Source organism: Rugamonas sp., from assembly GCF_025354735.1.
In the GTDB taxonomy this organism is placed as follows: domain Bacteria; phylum Pseudomonadota; class Gammaproteobacteria; order Burkholderiales; family Burkholderiaceae_D; genus Rugamonas.
Window position 1 is genome coordinate 22,847 of the sequence record NZ_JANXMI010000166.1, and the last position, 12,967, is coordinate 35,813.

Below are 12,967 nucleotides of genomic sequence, written 5' to 3' on the forward strand. Positions count from 1 at the left end.
AAGAAGAAAATGAATAAATTGCATGCCAAGCTGATGATGGGTGTGGTACTCGCGGCCTCGCTGGCGGCGGCCTTGCCGGCGCAGGCGTCGGACACGGTGGTGATGCTGCCGCTGGCGGGCGCCATGGCCGCCAACGATGCGCAGCAGCGCTTGGGCGACGGCGTGAAATTTTATTTCGGCGACCAGCCCACGCCGCCGGTGTTGAGCACCCTGACCAGCGACCACACCAGCTTGCGCACCAACGGCTTCGCCAAGTCGGCGGAAAAATCGTGCAACTGGGTGTTTTTGTCGGCCATGCTGCAACTGCAAAAGCGCGCCGTTGAAGTGGGCGCCGACGCGGTGATCCACACCGTCAGCAATTACAACGACAAGGAAATGTCGAGCCAGACCGAATTCGAATGCCACGCCGGCGCCATCATGTCGGGCGTCGCGTTCAAGGCCGATTTCGTCAAGCTGGCGCAGTAAGCTGCGCGGCTTGAGCGCTTACTGCCACAGCCAGTTCCACAGGCCGGGCAGTTGCGGGCGGACGTCGCCGGCGTGGACGGTGGACGCCAGCGCCGCCCGTTCCAGCGCGGCGCGGTCGGTGTAGAAGGGCTGGGGCGCGAGCGGCACGTCGAGCTCCTTGGCGACGTCGAGCAGGATGGCCATGTACTCCTCGATGTGGCGCGACGAATAGGTGTTCACGTCGTGGAAGGTGACCACCACCGGCGTGGCGCCGTCGACTTCCGGCATGGCGCCGGCGGCCCAGCGCTTGCGCGTCTCGGCCAGGTGGCTCAGCATGTTGGAGCGTTTGTGCCAGCTGAAGTTGACGCCGTAGATCTTGCCGTCGTTGGCATTGAGGTCGGTCAGCAGCATCTGCATGCCGTGCCGGTGGTACGACGCCAGCGTGGCGGCGTCGTAGGCCCAGAAGGGCGGGCGCACCAGCGTCGGCGCGACGCCGGTGATGCCGGTCAGGTCGTCGACGCCGTTTTGCAGCGACGCGTCGAGGTCGGCCTCGCTCATGAAGCGGTGGTTGGAGTGGAACAGGGTGGCGCTGTGAAAAGCGACCAGGTGGCCGGCGTCGAATTCGCGCCGTATCAGCTGACGGCCGACCGCCGTGCCGCCGCCGTGCCAGGCGCGGGTCTGCGTGAAGAACACGGCCTTGACGCCGTCCTGGTAGGGATTGTGGGCCAGCGTGTCGAGCACGCGCACGGTCGGATTGTCGCTGCTGGCGGCGGCCGGGCCGTCGTCGAAGGTCAGCAAAAAGCGTATCGGCGCGCGCGTCACGCTGGCCGATGCGGGCGATGGCGGCGCGGTGGGCGCGGTGGCGCAGGCGGCGAGGGCGCCCAGCAGGACGGTCGCGATGGCGCGGCGGACGCCGGCGGCGAGCGGGGAAAGAGGACGATGGTTGAACACGATGGGGCCAGAAGATGCGGTGGCCGCATTGTAGCGGATTTGCCGGCGCGGTCGCGCCGGACAGCAGGACAGCAGGACAGCAGGACAGCAGGACGACAGGCCGCACCGGCTGCGCCTCCACGGGCCGCCGCCGCGGTTCTCGCAAGATTATCTCAAAATAGAAAAACCAAGGTCTTATGAGCGCCAATTTCGATTTGATGCAGCACCCCGCCGAACCCCACGTGCCCGAGACGGCATTCGGCAAGTGGTTCTTGCGGACCAATACCTGGACCCTGCACGTGCTGGAACGGGCGCTCGACGATTTGCAGCGCCTGATGCCGGGCGAGACGCGCAGCTTCCCGGTGGTGGCCGATGTCGGCTGCGGTTTCGGCCGCTCGCTCGGCAAGCTGCATGCGCGCTTCGCGCCGCAGCGCCTGATCGCCATGGACATCGATCCCGAGATGCTGCAAGCGTCGGCCGGGGAGATGGCGCGGCTCGACATCGCGGCCGAATTCATATGCTGTTCGAGCTCGAACATCCAGCTGGAAGATAATTCGGTCGACCTGCTGTTCTGCCACCAGACCTTCCACCACTTGATCGACCAGCCGCGCGCGATCGAAGAATTCTTCCGCGTGCTCAAACCGGGCGGCGTGCTGCTGTTCGCCGAATCGACGCGGCGCTACATCCACTCGTGGATCATCCGCCTGCTGTTCCGCCATCCGATGGACGTGCAAAAGACCGCGCCCGAATACCTGGCCATGGTGCGCGCGGCCGGCTTCGTCGTGCCCGACAGCGCGGTCTCCTATCCCTTCCTGTGGTGGAGCCGCGAAGATCTCGGCATGCTCGAATCGGTCCTGCGCATCAAGCCGCCCAGCGTGCGCGAGGAGACGCTGATTAATCTGGTGGCGCGCAAGCCGGCTTGAGGAACGCGCGGCGCCGCTTTCGGCTATGCTGTCGATCTACCACCGATCGTTCCGGCCATCCTTCCACCGACCTTTTACCGGCGAACCACCATGCGACATGAAGCGCGGCTCTGGCTGACCAATACCGCCGCCGTGCGCGATGACGACGTGCAGGCCTGGCTGCCGCTGTTGAGCGAGAGCGAGGCGGCGCGCTATCGGCGCTTCGTGCGGCCGCTGCGCCAGCGCCAGTTCCTGATCGGCCGCGTGATGCTGCGCCGCGCGCTGTGCGCCGTGCTCGATCTGCCGGCCGGCGTGCCCGTCGTCGAAGAACACGTCGGCCACGCGCCGCGCGTGACGCTGCCGGCCGGCGTGCCGGCGCCCGGCTTCAGCATCGCGCACAGCGGCGACTGGGTGGCCTGCGCCGTCAGCGCCGGCACCGCGCTGGGGCTGGACATCGAGCTGCTCGACCCGGGCCGCGACATCATCGCCCTGGCCGAACAGAACTTCGACGCCATCGAACTGGCGGCGCTGGGCATGGAGCCGCCGGCGCGGCGCATGGCGGCGTTCTACCGCATGTGGAGCGGCAAGGAGGCGCGCTTCAAGCTGGGCGCCGCCTTCGACGCCCAGGCCAGCTGCATCGCGCTGCCGCACCCGCATTTGTCCATCGTCGTTTGCAGCGCCCAGCCGCTGGCGGCGGCGCCGGCGATCGAGGCGTTCGACATCGCTTAAACGAACCGCATAATTCCATTGTGGCAGAGGGCGGAGTAAGGTATTTTGTGACTCTCCTTTACCGCGGGTATATCCAGAATGAGTTTTCAGCCATGAGCCAGACCAGCCAGTTCGCCCTGTTGTCGCAGCGCCGCTTCGCGCCGTTTTTCTGGACCCAGTTCTTCGGCGCCTTCAACGACAACCTGTTCAAGACGGCGCTGATGGTGATACTCACCTTCGACGCCTTGAGCTGGACCACGCTCAATCCATCGACGCTGACCAATCTGATACCCGGCCTGTTCATCCTGCCCTACGTGGTGTTCTCCGCCACCGCCGGTCAGATCGCCGACAAGTTCGAGAAGGCCGCCCTGGCGCGCTTCGTCAAGTGGCTGGAGCTGGCCATCATGGGCGTGGCCGCGCTGGGCTGGACCACCCACACACTGTGGCTGCTGATCGCCGCCATCGTCGGCATGGGCGTGCATTCGACGCTGTTCGGCCCCGTCAAATATGCCTACCTGCCGCAGCGGCTCAAGCCGGAGGAACTGGTCGGCGGCAATGGCCTGATCGAGATGGGCACCTTCGTCGGCATCCTGCTCGGCGAAATTCTCGGCGCCGTGCTGGTGGTGCACCAGCCCTACGGCATCGAACTGGTGGCCGGCGCCACGGTGACGGTGGCGGTGATCGGCCTGATCGCCAGCTACCGCGTGCCGCTCACGCCGGCGCCCGAGCCGGCGCTGAAGATCAGCTGGAATCCGCTGGCCGAATCGATACGCAATATCGGCTACTCGCGCAAGAACCGCGTGGTGTTCCTGTCGATGCTGGGCAACTCGTGGTTCTGGTTTTACGGCGCGCTGATACTGGCCCAGTTCCCGGTCTACGCCAAGGATTATCTGCACGGCGGCCACGGCGTCTTCGTGCTGCTGCTGACGGTGTTCTCGCTCGGCATAGGCGCCGGGTCGCTGCTGTGCGAGCGCCTGTCCGGCCACAAGGTGGAAATCGGACTGGTGCCGTTCGGCTCCATCGGCCTGTCGCTGTTCGGCGTCGATCTGTATTTCGCCAGCCTGGCCTACGCCAACACGGCGCTGGTCAACGCCGCCGGTTTTCTGGCCGTGCCGGGCGTGCCGCGCATCCTGTTCGACATCGTCATGATCGGCGTGTTCGGCGGCTTCTTCATCGTGCCGCTGTTCGCGCTGATCCAGACCCGCTGCGATCCCCAGCATATTTCGCGCACCATCGCCGGCATGAATATCCTCAACGCACTGTTCATGGTGGCGGCGGCCGGCGTCGCCATCGTCCTGCTGGGGCAGGGCTACACGATCCCGCAGCTGTTCCTGGTGACGGCGATCCTGAACGCGTTGGTGGCGGCCTACATCTTCTCGCTGGTGCCGGAATTCCTGATGCGCTTCCTGGCCTGGCTGCTGATCCACACCATCCACCGCGTGCGCACCATCGACGCCGACCGCATCCCGGCCCACGGCGCGGCGGTGCTGGTCTGTAACCACGTCAGCTATGTCGACGCCATCGTCATCGGCGCCGCCAGTCCGCGGCCGATCCGCTTCGTGATGGACCACCGCATCTTCAAGCTGCCTTTGCTGGGCTGGATTTTCCGCACCGCCAAGGCGATCCCGATCGCGCCGGCCAAGGAAGATCCGTGGCTGATGGAGAAGGCTTATATCGACATCGCGCAGGCGCTGCACGAGGGCGACCTGGTATGCATCTTCCCGGAGGGGCGGCTGACCAGCACCGGCGAGATGAATGAATTCAAGGGCGGCATCGCCAAGATCATCGAGCGCTCGAAAGTGCCGGTGATTCCGATGGCGCTGCGCGGGCTGTGGGGCCATCTGCTGAGCCGGGGCGCCGAGAATATTTTCGGCCGCGCCTTCCATCGCGGCCTGCGTTCGCACCTGGCGCTGGCGGTCGGCCAGCCGGTGCAGCCGCAGGACGTGACGCCGGAAGCCTTGTACCAGCAGGTGCGCGAGCTGCGCGGCACGTGGAAGTAAGTGCCAAAACAGGCGCGGACAGGCACGGAAAAATTCAGCGGCGCGCGGCCGCCAGCTTGAGGATCTGCTCGACGTCCACCGGTTTGATGAGGTGGTGGTCGAAGCCCGCTTCGACGGTGCGGCGGCGAGCGTCGCTCTGGCCCCAGCCGGTCAGCGCGATCATCAGGATGTTCTCGGCGCCGGCGCGCTGGCGGATCAGGCGCGCGGCGTCGTAGCCGTCCATGCCCGGCATGCCGAGGTCCATCACCACCAGGTCCGGCAGCGCCCTGGCGGCGGCGGCCACCGCCGCGTTGCCGTCGTAGGCCGACTCGGCCTCGTAGCCTTCCATTTCCAGCAAGGCGCGCAGGGCGTCGGCGGCGTCGCGGTTGTCGTCGGCGATCAGCACGCGGGCGCGCTTTGCACCGCCGCCATCGCCGCCGCTCGCGTTGATCGCCTTGTCGGCGGCGCCGCTGTCGTTGTCCTCATTTTCGTCGCCATCGCCGCAGATCACCGGCAGGCGGATGACGAATTCGCTGCCCATGCCGATGCCGCCGCTGTGCGCTTCGACGCTGCCGCCGTGCATCTGCGCGAACTGGCGCGACAGGCTCAAGCCGATACCGAGGCCGCTCGATAGCTGGCCTTTGACGACGCCGCTCTGCTCGAACATGCCGAAGATGCACGCCAGGCTGGCCGCCTGGATGCCGATGCCGTTGTCGGCGATGCTGACGCAGAGGCACCGCCCTTCGCGCCAGCCGCGCAGCGCGATGCGCCCCTGGGCCGGCGTGAACTTGATCGCGTTCGACAGTATGTTGGCGCAGATTTGCACCACGCGCGCGTAATCGGCGTCGAGCGTCAGGTCATGGTCGGGCAGGCTGCTGTCTATCGCGATGTGCTTGGCCGTCGCGGCCTGCGCGCTCAATTCGATGACGTGCTGGATCACGGCGGTGAAGCTGATGCGCTCGCGCTGGAGGGAGATTTTACCGCTGGTGATGCGGGCCACGTCGAGCAGGTCGTCCACCAGCCGGGTCAAATGCGTGACCTGGCGGTCGATCACGGCGCTGATGCGCACCATCGGCGGCGCGTCGGGATACAGATGGCCGAGCAGCGCGACCGAGGTACGGATGGGCGCCAGCGGGTTGCGCAGCTCGTGACCGAGGCTGGCCAGGAATTCATCCTTGCGCCGCGCCGCCTCGCGCACCTCGTACTGCTTGTCGCGCGCGCAGCAGCGCCTGCAGCGACGCCACCAGCGTCAGCGTGCGCACCGGGCGCTCCAGCAAGGTCAGGTTGCCGAGCGCCGCCACCGCCTGCCGCACCGCCAGCGAATCGGCGCCGCGGTGCGTCAGCAGCAGGATGGGCAGGTCGGACCATGTGGGCTGGCGCGCCACATGCTCGTGCAGCAGCACGAAGCCGCCCGGCGCCAGCGCTTCTTCCACCGTCAGCACGCAGCCGGCGCCGTGCGGCAGCTGCCGCGCCAGTTCGGCCAGCGTGGCGCAGATGCTGCTGTCGATGTGCACCATGGCCAGCATGCGCGCGGCCAGCGGCGCATCCTGCCCGGTGGGCGCGTAGATCAAGACGCGTTTTTCCATGGCGCTCAGGCGACCGCCGTTTCGGCCGGGCCGTTGCCGCGGGCGTCGTAGGTGGGCACGCCGGTGAGGATGCCGTGGAAGCCCTTGAGCACCGGGCCGACGACGATGCCGTCGCCATGGATGTGGAAGCGGCGGATGGTGCGCTCGTGCGCGCTGCCGCGCTTCTTGAACACGGAAATCGCTTGCCGCACTTCACCCTCGGCCTCGAAGTAGCGCAGCATGATGACGTTGTCGGCGATGTAGCTGGCGTCGACCGCCGTCGTCAAGCCGGTGCCTATCATGCCTTGCTGGACCCCGACCACCAGCGTGACGACGCCGCGCTGGCCCAGGTAGGTCAGCAGCTCGTGCAGATAGGTGGTCAGGAAGCGTTCGTCGGGCACCGCGTTCAGGTAGCCGTTCAAGCTGTCGATGACGACCACCTTGGCGCCGCGTTCGACGGCGTCCACCACGGCCTGCGAGAACTGGCCCGGCGCCAGTTCGGCCGGGTCGATCTGCTGTATCGTCAGGCGCCCGCCATCGATGGCCTGGCCCAGGTCCAGGCCCAGGTTGGAGCAGCGGTTGAGCATATTGTTGCGGGCCTCCTCGAACAGGAACATGGCGCAATGCTCGCCGCGCATGGTGGCGGCGTGGACGAATTGGGCCGCCAGCGTCGACTTGCCGGTGCCGGGCGGGCCGGAAATGAGGGTGCTCATGCCCTCTTCCAGGCCGCCGCCGAGCAGGGTGTCGAGTTCCGGCACGCCGCTCGACAACTGGCGCCGCTCGCCGGTGACGCGCGTGTGCGCCGCCACCAGGCGCGGATAGACCAGCAGGCCGCCGCGCATGATCTTGTAATCGTGGGCGCCGCCGTGGAAGGCGATGCCGCGGTACTTGACCACGCGCAGGCGCCGCCGCTCGCTGCCGTAAGCCTGGTCCAGCAGTTCGAGCGTGATGACGCCGTGCGCCACGCTGCGCACTTGCAGGTCGGTGCTGAGGGCGGTGCGGTCGTCGAGGAAGATGGTGGTGCAGTTGCGGCTGGCCAGATACTGCTTCAGCGCCAGCACCTGGCGCCGGTAGCGCAGCGCGTTTTCGGCCAGCAGCTGCAATTCGGACAGCGAGTCGAGCACCACGCGCGCCGGCTTGAACTGGTCGATCGCCGCCAGGATGCGCTGGGTGGTGGTGCCCAGTTCGATTTCGGATGGATGGAAGATGGTGTACTGCTGGTCCGGATCGAGGATGGTCGGGTCGGGGATGATTTCCTCGACGTGGATGCCGGCCATGTCCCAGCCGTGCGACAGCGCGACGGCGCGCAGTTCGACCGAGGTTTCGGCCAGCGTGATGTAGAGCACCGACTCGCCGCGGCGCACGCCCTCGTTGAGGAATTGCAGCGCCAGCGTGGTCTTGCCGGTGCCCGGCTCGCCCTCGACCAGGTAGAGGCGGTCGCGCGTGAGGCCGCCGGCCAGTATGGTGTCGAGGCCGGGCACGCCCGACTGCATGAACAAAGAGGTGTTGCTGTTTTGAGCTTCCATCGTAAAAATCCGCATGAGTTGACGGGACGCCGGCGGCGCTGCGCGCGCGGCTGGCCCTGGTATTTTGCGATATTACCGGAAACGCAAAAAGCGGGATTTTCGATAGAAGGGCAGGTGGAACAAGGCCTACAGCGCGGCGGTGCGCTGCTTGTGCTGGCGTTTGACGGCGTACATGGCGCGGTCGGCGCGGCCGATCAGCAGCTCGATGTCGGGGGCGTCGTCGGGCTGGTGCAGGGCGATGCCGATGCTCGCGCCCAGCGTCACGCTGGCCGTCTTGAGCACGAACGGTTGCAGCAGCACCGGCAGCAGCTTGTCGGCGATTTCCTGGGCGCCGTCCTCGCCTTGCAGCATTTCCAGGATGACGACGAATTCGTCGCCGGCCAGCCGGCCCACGGTGTCGGTCTTGCGCACGGTGTCGACGATGCGCTGGGCGAACTGGCGCAGCAGCTCGTCGCCCTCGTCGTGGCCGTGGCGGTCGTTGACCAGCTTGAAGCCGTCGAGGTCGAGGAACAGCACGGCGCACGGCTTGCGCGTGCGGCTGGCGCGCTGCATGGCCTCGGGCAGCGCCTGCATCAGCGCGCGCCGGTTCGGCAGGCCGGTGAGCATGTCGCGCAAGGCCATCGCCTCCATCGACGCGAACAACGTCTTGCGCTCGCTGATATCGTGCAAAAAGGCGATGAACAGGTGGCCGCTGCTGCGCGGCACATAGGCCATCGACACTTCGACCGGGAATTCGGCGCCGGCGCGGCTGACCAGATTGAGTTCGACGCGCCGGTTCAGCACCGCCGCCGTGTCGGCGGCCGCGCCGCCGCCGGACCCCATATTGCCGCTGGCGGCCAGCTGGCGCATGTCGCGTTCATAGGCGCGCCGCAGCAGCGGCGGCAAGATCATCGCCGCCAGCGGCTGGCCGATCACTTCGCGCCGGCTCCAGCCCAGCAGCTTTTCGGCCTGGCGGTTCCAGTCCAGCACCACGCCGCCCGGATCGAGGGCGATGAAGGCGTCGTGCGCGTTGTCGAGGATGGCGCGCAGCTCGGCGGCGCGCTCCTGCAACAGCTGCTGCGTGCTCTGTTCCTGCGCCAGCGCCTGTTCCAGTTGCAGCGCCTTGCGCGCCATTTCGCGGGTGCGCTTGGCCACCGTCGTTTCGAGCTGCTCGTTCATGGTTTGCAGCGCCAGCGCGTGGCGTTCTTCGCGCGCGATCAGGTCGACCAGGGCGCGCGAGAGCACGTGCGCTTCATGGAAGCTGTCGACCGTCGGTATCGGCGCGGCGCCGCTGCAGGCGCCGGCCGGCAGCGCCGAGCGCTGTTCGATGGCGCGGCTGAGCGCATTGAGCGGCCGTGCCAGACGGCGCGCCAGCAGCGCCGCCGCCAGCGCCAGCGCCAGGCCGAGGATGGCGCCCAGTATCAGGATCTGGCGCTCCAGCGCGCGCGCGCCGGCCATCGCCACGTCGACCGGCTGGCGCACCAGGATGGACCACTTGAGCGAGGCCTGGTCGCGATCGAGGCCGGTCTGCGAATACGCGGTCAGGTAGTTGCGGCCGTCGGGCCAGCGCTCGGTCTGCGCGCCGGGCTGGCCGGTCTGCGCCTGCGTCAGACTGGCCAGCGCGATCTTCTGTTCTTCCATGCCTTTCGGTCCCAGCATGACGGTGCCGTCGCCGCGCACGACGATGAATTCGGCCGCGTATTGCGCGCTGGCCGGCGCCAGCATGGTTTTCACCAGCCGCCGCGCCCAGCCCCAGCTCATGTGCACGCACAGCACGCCGCGATAACTGCCGTTGGAGCGGTACACCGGCGTGGCGACGTCGACGAAGCGCCACGGGTCGGCGCTGCGGGGCAGCTGTTTGCCGAGCAGGGTGGCCGGATGGAAGTCGCCCGCGTACAGGCGCTGCTGGCCGCCCTGGAACCACGGCCGCTGGCTCACGTCCACCCCTTCGAGCAAGCCCTGGGTGCCGGCGTAGATGCCGCCGTCGGGATTGGCCAGGCCTATCCAGGCGTAGTCGGGGAAGGTTTTTTGCAGGTTTTCCAGCACCTGGCGGATCTCGGCCGGGCCGCTGGCGTCGCGGATCTGCGGCAGCTCCGACAGCAGCAGCACGTCGCCGCCGGCCTTTTGCAGCACATTGTTGAACGAGTCGCGCATCTGCCACGACAGTTGCTGCAAGCGCTGCTCCGCTTCGCGGGACGCGTAGTCGACGGCGAAATGGTCGACCAGCAGCAGCATCGCCGTCACGGTCAGCAGGATGGTCGAGCAGACGCCCACCGTCACCAGACTGGTCAGCCGAGGCAGGGCCGGGGATTTCATCGGCAACGTCATGGTGGTGGGCGGGGGCGCATCGGCCAGAGTTTCAAATGGTAAATTTGATTGTAGCACTGGCGGAGCGGCCCTTAGGACGTCGCCGCGAGATAACAGCAAGAAATTCCGGCGTTCGCGCAATAGCAACGGCGTGGTGGCGGGCGGCGGCCGGCAAAGGCGCGCCGGCCGGGGTAAGATAGCGATCCCGCGTTTTTTCACCACATCACAGGGACCGCCATGACTTCCTACGTTTTCCCCGCACACGATATCGTCGGCCTGCCGGTGGCCGGCACCACGGAACGCTTCCCGGTGCGCCGGGTCTATTGCGTGGGCCGCAACTACGCGGCCCACGCGCGCGAAATGGGCTTCGATCCCGAACGCGAACCGCCGTTCTTCTTCTGCAAGCCGAACGACGCCAGCGCCGTCGTCGCGGTCGCGCCCGACCAGGTCGGCGATCTGCCCTATCCGCAGGCGACGGCCAATCTGCACTACGAGTGCGAGCTGGTGGTCGCCATCGGCAAGGGCGGCAGCGACATCGCCGTGGCCGACGCGCCGCAGCACGTGTTCGGCTACGCGGTCGGCCTGGACATGACGCGGCGCGATTTGCAGTTCACCATGCGCGACGCCGGCCGTCCCTGGGAAATCGGCAAGGCCTTCGACTATTCGGCGCCGGTCGGCCTGATCCACCGCGCCGCCGATGCCGGCGATATCGGGCACGCCGCCATCACGCTGGAGGTCGATGGCGCGGTGAGGCAGTCGGCCACCATCGCGCACCTGATCTGGTCCGTCGCCGAAACCATCGCCACGCTGTCGACGCTGTTCCGGCTGGAGCCGGGCGACCTGATTTTCAGCGGCACGCCCGAAGGCGTCGGCGCGGTGGTGCGCGGCCAGACCCTGGTCGGCAAGATCGACGGCTTGTCGGTCCTGTCGGTCAAAATGGTATAAATGGTATAAATGATTTAACCGGTTTCGCGGCCCGGCCGGCGCGGCCGGCAATTTTTCGCTTGATCTGGGGCCTAATCGGAATACACTGTCAACTAATCATAAACAGTAGCGCAGTTTCCCAACGCTGTTTCGAGGCTGCCCCCATCCGAGATGATTAATCTGAACCGCCTGGAATGCTTTGTCGCCATCGTCGATAGCGGCTCCTTCACGCGCGCGGCCGAGACGCTGGGGCTGACCAAGGCCATGGTCAGCGTGCAGCTGAAAAAACTCGAAGCGGAGCTGGGCATCGCGCTCATCACGCGCACCACGCGGCGCCTGGCGCTGACCGAAGTGGGCGAACAGTTTTACCAGGACTGCGTGCGCGTGATGCGCGAGGCCGAAGCGGCCGTCGACAGCGCCCGCGCCGGCCACGCCGCGCTGACCGGCGTGCTGCGCCTGACCTCCACCGCCGAATACGGTGCCCACTTTTTGATCCCCGCGCTGGCCGTCTTCGGGCAGCAGCACGAACAGCTGCGCATCGAATTCGCGGCCGCGGCGCCGCTGGCGGACCTGGCGTCGGGGCGCTTCGACGTCGCCATCCGGCTCGGCCAGCTGGGCGACTCGGCGCACCGCGCCACGCGTATCGGCAGCTTCCGGGTGCTGGCCGTGGCCAGTCCCACGTATCTGACGCGGCAGACGCGGCCCCGGTCGGCCGAGGAACTGGAATCGCTGGACTGGGTGGTGCACGCCGGTTTTCACGGCGCGCTGGTGTGGTCGGAGGTGGCGGCGCCGTCGCGCCAGCACAGCGTCACGCTGGGCGGCCGGCACCAGGCCGACAGCGCCGACGCGGTGCTCAGCTTCGCGTTGGCCCACTGCGGCGCGGCGCTGCTGCCGGACTGGCTGATCCAGCATCAACTGGCGCGCGGCGAGCTGGTGGAGATTTTGCCCGGTTACGGGCTGCCGGAGCAGGGCATCTACGCCGTGTTCCCGCACACCCACCACGTGCCGGCCAAGGTACGCCAGTTCATCGACTTCCTGCGCGCCAGCGTGACGCCGCCCGGCGTGCTGCCGCATTGACGGATACGCGGCCGGAAACGCCGGTGGATGAATTGCCGATCATGGCTCAGGCGTTGGTCTTGCGGGCGGCGCGGGCTGGCTTGACGAGGCTGCGCCGCTGTTCGAGCAGCTCGTCGATCGGTTCTCCGGCCAGCCGGCCCGCCACATACGCGAGGTCGTGCACCAGTTCCGCGCGCACCGTCTGCGCTTCATTCAATTCGCGCCGCACGCCGGCGATGCGCTTGTCGAGCGCCGCGACCTGCGCTTGCAGCGCGTGCTCGATCTCGTTCAGCGATTGCCTGGACAGGTGCTTGCGGCCGCCCTTGGGCGTTTCCAGCGGCCGCTTCAGGATCTCGGTGATCGCTTCCACCGTGAAGCCCATCGAGCGCAGATGCAGGATGCGGGCGAATCGGTCGAGATCGTTTTCATCGTAGAGGCGGTAGCGGCCGACGCTGCGGCTGGGCCAGACCAGGCCGCGCTCCTCGTAATACTTGAGGGTGCGCGGCGTCACGCCGAGGCGCTCGGCGGCGGCGCGCACGGTCAGGGTGGCGGCGGCTTTGTCGGAGGTGGACGTCATCGTCGTGCGGGCGGTGGCCGTTATCGGGTCGCCGCCGGCGCGCCGGCACCAGCGGCACCGGCTCCCGCCG

General features: G+C 67.4%; 12 protein-coding genes. 6 read left to right on the forward strand and 6 right to left on the reverse strand.

Going from position 1 to position 12,967, the window contains the following annotated elements; all coding sequences use genetic code 11:
- Positions 1-9: 9 nt before the first annotated feature.
- On the forward strand, positions 10-465 hold the full coding sequence (locus Q0S71_RS13725; RefSeq protein WP_295996456.1) for an excinuclease ATPase subunit: 456 nt from the start codon (positions 10-12) through the stop codon (positions 463-465).
- A gap of 18 nt (positions 466-483) precedes the next feature.
- On the opposite strand, the gene Q0S71_RS13730 is transcribed toward Q0S71_RS13725, so the two are convergent.
- Positions 484-1,395, reverse strand: a complete 912-nt coding sequence (locus Q0S71_RS13730; RefSeq protein WP_295996459.1) for a polysaccharide deacetylase family protein — start codon at positions 1,393-1,395, stop codon at positions 484-486.
- A gap of 176 nt (positions 1,396-1,571) precedes the next feature.
- On the opposite strand from Q0S71_RS13730, the gene Q0S71_RS13735 reads away from it, so the two are divergent.
- From Q0S71_RS13735 to Q0S71_RS13745, 3 genes are all read left to right on the forward strand, one after another.
- Positions 1,572-2,297 carry a class I SAM-dependent methyltransferase gene (locus Q0S71_RS13735; RefSeq protein WP_295996461.1) on the forward strand — a complete coding sequence of 242 codons (726 nt, stop codon included), beginning with the start codon at positions 1,572-1,574 and terminating at the stop codon, positions 2,295-2,297.
- 90 nt (positions 2,298-2,387) lie between these two features.
- Positions 2,388-3,005 (forward strand): 4'-phosphopantetheinyl transferase superfamily protein, encoded by a 618-nt coding sequence (locus Q0S71_RS13740; protein WP_295996464.1) that lies wholly within the window; start codon positions 2,388-2,390, stop codon positions 3,003-3,005.
- Positions 3,006-3,097: 92 nt separating this feature from the next.
- On the forward strand, positions 3,098-4,984 hold the full coding sequence (locus Q0S71_RS13745; protein WP_295996467.1) for an MFS transporter: 1,887 nt from the start codon (positions 3,098-3,100) through the stop codon (positions 4,982-4,984).
- A 34-nt stretch (positions 4,985-5,018) separates the two neighbouring features.
- On the opposite strand, the gene Q0S71_RS13750 is transcribed toward Q0S71_RS13745, so the two are convergent.
- The 4 genes from Q0S71_RS13750 to Q0S71_RS13765 form a co-directional block, all read right to left on the reverse strand.
- Positions 5,019-6,161 carry a hybrid sensor histidine kinase/response regulator gene (locus Q0S71_RS13750; protein ID WP_295996470.1) on the reverse strand — a complete coding sequence of 381 codons (1,143 nt, stop codon included), beginning with the start codon at positions 6,159-6,161 and terminating at the stop codon, positions 5,019-5,021.
- A complete protein-coding gene (locus Q0S71_RS13755) occupies positions 6,133-6,549 on the reverse strand; it encodes a hypothetical protein (protein ID WP_295996472.1) in 417 nt (138 codons plus the stop codon). The genes Q0S71_RS13750 and Q0S71_RS13755 overlap by 29 nt, the downstream gene beginning before the upstream one ends.
- Before the next feature lie 5 nt (positions 6,550-6,554).
- The gene (locus Q0S71_RS13760; protein ID WP_295996475.1) at positions 6,555-8,054 is read right to left on the reverse strand and encodes an ATPase domain-containing protein; all 1,500 of its coding nucleotides are present in this window, start codon (positions 8,052-8,054) and stop codon (positions 6,555-6,557) included.
- 126 nt (positions 8,055-8,180) lie between these two features.
- The gene (locus Q0S71_RS13765) at positions 8,181-10,349 is read right to left on the reverse strand and encodes a diguanylate cyclase (protein WP_295996477.1); all 2,169 of its coding nucleotides are present in this window, start codon (positions 10,347-10,349) and stop codon (positions 8,181-8,183) included.
- A 228-nt stretch (positions 10,350-10,577) separates the two neighbouring features.
- On the opposite strand from Q0S71_RS13765, the gene Q0S71_RS13770 reads away from it, so the two are divergent.
- Positions 10,578-11,285: a fumarylacetoacetate hydrolase family protein gene (locus Q0S71_RS13770; protein WP_295996479.1), complete on the forward strand. Its 708-nt coding sequence runs from the start codon at positions 10,578-10,580 to the stop codon at positions 11,283-11,285.
- Positions 11,286-11,435: 150 nt separating this feature from the next.
- Entirely contained in the window at positions 11,436-12,341 is a 906-nt protein-coding gene (locus Q0S71_RS13775; protein ID WP_295996482.1) for a LysR family transcriptional regulator, read from the forward strand.
- A gap of 46 nt (positions 12,342-12,387) precedes the next feature.
- Here the strand turns inward: Q0S71_RS13775 and Q0S71_RS13780 are convergent, their stop codons facing one another.
- On the reverse strand, positions 12,388-12,897 hold the full coding sequence (locus Q0S71_RS13780; RefSeq protein ID WP_295996490.1) for a MerR family transcriptional regulator: 510 nt from the start codon (positions 12,895-12,897) through the stop codon (positions 12,388-12,390).
- Positions 12,898-12,967 lie beyond the last annotated feature (70 nt).

Bases quoted from the DNA above. Each gene is read 5' to 3' on its own strand.
- Q0S71_RS13725 (WP_295996456.1), top strand. From the start codon at position 10: ATGAATAAATTGCATGCCAAGCTGATGATGGGTGTGGTACTCGCGGCC.
- Q0S71_RS13735 (WP_295996461.1), top strand. From the start codon at position 1,572: ATGAGCGCCAATTTCGATTTGATGCAGCACCCCGCCGAACCCCACGTG.
- Q0S71_RS13740 (WP_295996464.1), top strand. From the start codon at position 2,388: ATGCGACATGAAGCGCGGCTCTGGCTGACCAATACCGCCGCCGTGCGC.
- Q0S71_RS13745 (WP_295996467.1), top strand. From the start codon at position 3,098: ATGAGCCAGACCAGCCAGTTCGCCCTGTTGTCGCAGCGCCGCTTCGCG.
- Q0S71_RS13755 (WP_295996472.1), bottom strand. From the start codon at position 6,549: ATGGAAAAACGCGTCTTGATCTACGCGCCCACCGGGCAGGATGCGCCG.
- Q0S71_RS13760 (WP_295996475.1), bottom strand. From the start codon at position 8,054: ATGGAAGCTCAAAACAGCAACACCTCTTTGTTCATGCAGTCGGGCGTG.
- Q0S71_RS13765 (WP_295996477.1), bottom strand. From the start codon at position 10,349: ATGAAATCCCCGGCCCTGCCTCGGCTGACCAGTCTGGTGACGGTGGGC.
- Q0S71_RS13770 (WP_295996479.1), top strand. From the start codon at position 10,578: ATGACTTCCTACGTTTTCCCCGCACACGATATCGTCGGCCTGCCGGTG.
- Q0S71_RS13775 (WP_295996482.1), top strand. From the start codon at position 11,436: ATGATTAATCTGAACCGCCTGGAATGCTTTGTCGCCATCGTCGATAGC.
- Q0S71_RS13780 (WP_295996490.1), bottom strand. From the start codon at position 12,897: ATGACGTCCACCTCCGACAAAGCCGCCGCCACCCTGACCGTGCGCGCC.